This is a genomic window from Dolichospermum sp. LEGE 00246 (assembly GCF_015207865.1).
Taxonomy (GTDB): Bacteria; Cyanobacteriota; Cyanobacteriia; order Cyanobacteriales; family Nostocaceae; genus Dolichospermum; species Dolichospermum heterosporum.
In genome coordinates this window covers 1-3,943 of record NZ_JADEWA010000493.1, presented here as the reverse complement: position 1 = coordinate 3,943, position 3,943 = coordinate 1, and the positions used below count along the sequence as shown (strand labels likewise).

The window sequence follows — 3,943 nt, the reverse complement described above, 5'->3', positions numbered from 1 at the left end:
AGATAGAAAAACTGATCAAGTCTGATGAAGATTCTCTTAGAATGTATGTGTTGGATGCTGGGAGTGTGAGAAGAACTATTACCTATGGTTCGGAAATCCCTAGACAAGAACAGGCTATCATTATATACTTGATAAGTAAGATTAAATTTTTGGCAGACCTAGAGCGGGGTCAAAAACCCTGGAGATTCGCCAAACAGCCAGAACCTTGACAACTAGATACTTTCAGCGTTTCATTAGTTTCAGTTTATGTTTGACCCGAAGCCTGAAATAAGGTTTTTTGAGAGGTCTGCCAAAATCGTCTCTGGATTCCGCCCCCAGTTTATGTTTCAGACGGCGGGGTTTCCGCATATCTAATCCCCGCAAGGGGACTGAAACTTTCCTAATAATTTCTTTGGTGAAAAATGGTTGGGTTTCCGCATATCTAATCCCCGCAAGGGGACTGAAACATTAACCAATGATTTAAGTTTATTCCTAGTTTTGGTTTCCGCATATCTAATCCCCGCAAGGGGACTGAAACATACCCTAGCTGAGATATACAACTGGCAAAGAATGTTGTTTCCGCATATCTAATCCCCGCAAGGGGACTGAAACTGAATTCTACTACTACCATTCAACAGGCTTCTTCTGGTTTCCGCATATCTAATCCCCGCAAGGGGACTGAAACCTGTTGTGGCTTATTCTTTGAGTAAATCTACTGTGTTTCCGCATATCTAATCCCCGCAAGGGGACTGAAACATTTTCAATAAATTTGCTTTGCATATTTTTAAAGTTTCCGCATATCTAATCCCCGCAAGGGGACTGAAACAAATCTTGAGGATTTTTGAGAATATAGCCTTTAACTGTTTCCGCATATCTAATCCCCGCAAGGGGACTGAAACTCCCCTTTGGCTGTCCTGAAGCGTCCGCAAGTCCTCTAGTTTCCGCATATCTAATCCCCGCAAGGGGACTGAAACATAATAAAAGCGATGAAAGATGAAATAAACTTAAGTTTCCGCATATCTAATCCCCGCAAGGGGACTGAAACCGAAATATCCCTCAACGAAAGTCCGGTGGTGAAATCGGTTTCCGCATATCTAATCCCCGCAAGGGGACTGAAACGAAAATAATTTTCATAGCAGGTGATTCAAAAAAGAGGTTCGAGTTTCCGCATATCTAATCCCCGCAAGGGGACTGAAACGAATAGTAAAGCCTCACTGAACAAATATTCATAATCCGTTTCCGCATATCTAATCCCCGCAAGGGGACTGAAACAACTCTATTGTGTCCATTGACTACATAAACCTTAGAAGTTTCCGCATATCTAATCCCCGCAAGGGGACTGAAACTCATTATCTTCCCCTCCAACATAAGCCCCATCCATAATCGTTTCCGCATATCTAATCCCCGCAAGGGGACTGAAACATATAGTCTTTGATTCTGACACCTAAAAGAGGGAAGTTTCCGCATATCTAATCCCCGCAAGGGGACTGAAACAGGCGTACAACTACGATAGGTACAAAAATTGTCCTAAGTTTCCGTATATCTAACCCCCGCAAGGGGACTTAAGCTACCCTTCCACTGCGGCTCAAAAAGTTGCGGAATTGGACGTGTGGGTGCGAGAACTGAAGAAACGGATGCCATCTAGTCATCATTGATTATTTTTATTGATTTAATCCCTTGGCTACATCTTTGGACTAGCAACCATTTTTTAGCTTCAGGTTCAAGGGCTGGCTTAATACGGAAGTTTAAAACATCTGCCCAAGTTTCTACTCCGTAACTACTAGCGAACGCCCTTTCAAGTTCCTTGAATTGTAACCAGTTGCGATCGCTGATAGCCTCAAAAACTGAGATAAATGTGTTCAGTGGTAGCAAGGTAGCTGTTTCACTCATTTTCGTAATCCTCAAAAATACAAACTATCGGCAAGATGTCATCTTCTATATCAATGACTTCAATTAGTCGTTTTCCCGTGTTTTTAGCAATCCGTTTGCAATAATCTTCAGTTGCGGCCATGTGCCATTCTTTGCGTTCTGTAACTGGGTCGAATTTCCTTTTCGAGCGTTTAACCTCATCACCCATCGCATTTCTCCTCCAAGACAATGCCAAAATCTACTCCTAAAGCCGCTTCTATTTTCCGTAATGTGCTATAGGCGATTAATTTTTCTTTCCCGTTTATCAACAAATACCAATAAGAACGGCTAAACCCTACTATTTCACAAATTCCGGCAACCGATTTACCGGAATTTTTTTGGGCTTGTGCTAGTAACCCAGGTAAATCAATTACCTCTGCTTCTCTGTATATAACTTCTCGGACTTTCAATGACATTTTTCTATCTCCGTTCAACTTCCTTAATGTATATGAAAAATAAATATTTGCCAAGTGCAAAGTAACCAGTTATATTGATAGAGATAAGGGAAAGCAGTCAAGTTTCCGCATATCTAATCCCCGCAAGGGGACTGAAAGGTTGTAAAATGCGGATCATAAAAACCATGTAGCATTAAAAAAAATGTCAGGACTAGCTACATCTAGCAAACATAAAAACCCATCAAAAAACACCCCTCTAATATGGGCAGATGATACCGAATTAGTTAGCTTAGTTTTTGAGCTAGAAGTGACTGATTCCACCGCTCTATACTCGCAATATACCATTGGACTTCATGCTTGGTTTCTAGACCAAGTGCGGCAAATTAACCCAACGCTTTCAGCATATTTGCATGATAGTGAGTCAGAAAAACCCTTTAGTATGTCTGCACTAGAAGGTCAATTACTTCCCACCGGAAAACAACTGCAACTGCAAACAAATCAGATATATCGTTGGCAAATTAACGCCATTTCTCAACCAGTAGTTCAGTTTTTGAGTCAGTGGTTAACACAACCGCCAACTACTTTGAAATTAAGGGATGCTTGCTTACAAATAAAGCAAATAAGTATTGTTAATCCACCAACTACTTACAACCAACTACTCCAATCATTTATAAACCATAGAAATATTCATCTGAGTTTTATTTCCCCTACCAGTTTTCGCCGTAAAGGGCATCATTTTCCCCTTCCTGTTCCCTTCAATCTTTTCCATAGTTACCTCAGACGTTGGAATGATTTTTCAGGAATGCCCATAGAACAAGAAGCTTTTCTAGAATGGATAGATGAAAACGTTATCATTCATAAACATTGCTTAGAATCAGTCAAAGTTGCAGCGGGTAAACGGGGTTCTGTCACTGGTTTTACAGGAGCAATTTCTCTAGGATTAACTAAAACCGCCTTAGATAACCCTGAATTTACCCAATTATTTGATGCTTTAGTCCAACTTGCTCCCTACTGTGGAACAGGACACAAGACCACTTTTGGACTCGGACAAACCTGCTTGAACTGGGTAAACCCAGAATCAAATACATCTACTGAAATTATCAATAATCTGCTATCAGAACGCATTGAGGAATTGACAACAATATTCACAGCACAACGTAAACGCATAGGAGGAGAACGCACTGAAAAAATCGCTACAACCTGGGCAACGATTTTAGCCCGTCGGGAAATGGGGGAATCATTACAGGTAATAGCCGAGGATTTAGAAATACCTTACACCACAGCGAAAACCTATGTTAAATTAGCACGTCGGATGCTTAAAGATACACAATCCAATGTTTAACATTTTTCTATACTCCCTGAGAAGAATTTCTTTAGAGGGAAGTAAAGTAGTTTTTTTGGGTTTATAAATGGGCTATAAGTACAGTTTGATAACAAGTCATGTATAGTTGCTCTGAAGAATATAACATAAGAGGGTGGTTGAAAAGTATTAGATGAAACCGATAATCTCCAAAAACCTAACCCCCATTCCCTACCTCTCCCTAGCCCTCTCCTAAAAGGCTATCACACACAAGTTAAATTACCCCCCTTAATCCCCCCTTATAAAGGGGGGATTAAGGAAAAATTAGTTCCCTCCCCCAAGCATCGGGGAGGGTTAGGGT

Annotated in this window: 4 protein-coding genes, 1 pseudogene and 1 CRISPR repeat array; of the genes and pseudogenes, 2 read left to right on the top strand and 3 right to left on the bottom strand. The window is 40.8% G+C overall.

All coding sequences use genetic code 11. The features are described 5' to 3' along the window. Positions 1 to 209, top strand: a pseudogene (locus tag IQ228_RS26875) (hypothetical protein); the annotation flags it as partial. Between the two features lie 129 nt (positions 210 to 338). Next, positions 339 to 1,547: a CRISPR direct-repeat array (repeat unit 37 nt; unit sequence GTTTCCGCATATCTAATCCCCGCAAGGGGACTGAAAC). Between the two features lie 73 nt (positions 1,548 to 1,620). Here IQ228_RS26875 and IQ228_RS22775 read toward each other — a convergent pair. Genes IQ228_RS22775 through IQ228_RS26870 form a run of 3 tightly spaced genes read right to left on the bottom strand, consistent with a single transcriptional unit; the run spans position 1,621 to position 2,303 of the window. Then, positions 1,621 to 1,869 (bottom strand): hypothetical protein, encoded by a 249-nt coding sequence (locus IQ228_RS22775; RefSeq protein ID WP_027404185.1) that lies wholly within the window; start codon positions 1,867 to 1,869, stop codon positions 1,621 to 1,623. Then, positions 1,862 to 2,056, bottom strand: a complete 195-nt coding sequence (locus IQ228_RS22770) for a hypothetical protein (protein WP_027404184.1) — start codon at positions 2,054 to 2,056, stop codon at positions 1,862 to 1,864. Before IQ228_RS22770 ends, IQ228_RS22775 begins: the two co-directional genes overlap by 8 nt. Further along, positions 2,049 to 2,303 carry a helix-turn-helix transcriptional regulator gene (locus tag IQ228_RS26870; RefSeq protein ID WP_035083218.1) on the bottom strand — a complete coding sequence of 85 codons (255 nt, stop codon included), beginning with the start codon at positions 2,301 to 2,303 and terminating at the stop codon, positions 2,049 to 2,051. Before IQ228_RS26870 ends, IQ228_RS22770 begins: the two co-directional genes overlap by 8 nt. A 181-nt stretch (positions 2,304 to 2,484) precedes the next feature. On the opposite strand from IQ228_RS26870, the gene cas6 reads away from it, so the two are divergent. Next, complete coding sequence (gene cas6 / locus IQ228_RS22760; protein WP_193964537.1) at positions 2,485 to 3,624, top strand: CRISPR-associated endoribonuclease Cas6; 1,140 nt, start codon at positions 2,485 to 2,487, stop codon at positions 3,622 to 3,624. Positions 3,625 to 3,943 lie beyond the last annotated feature (319 nt).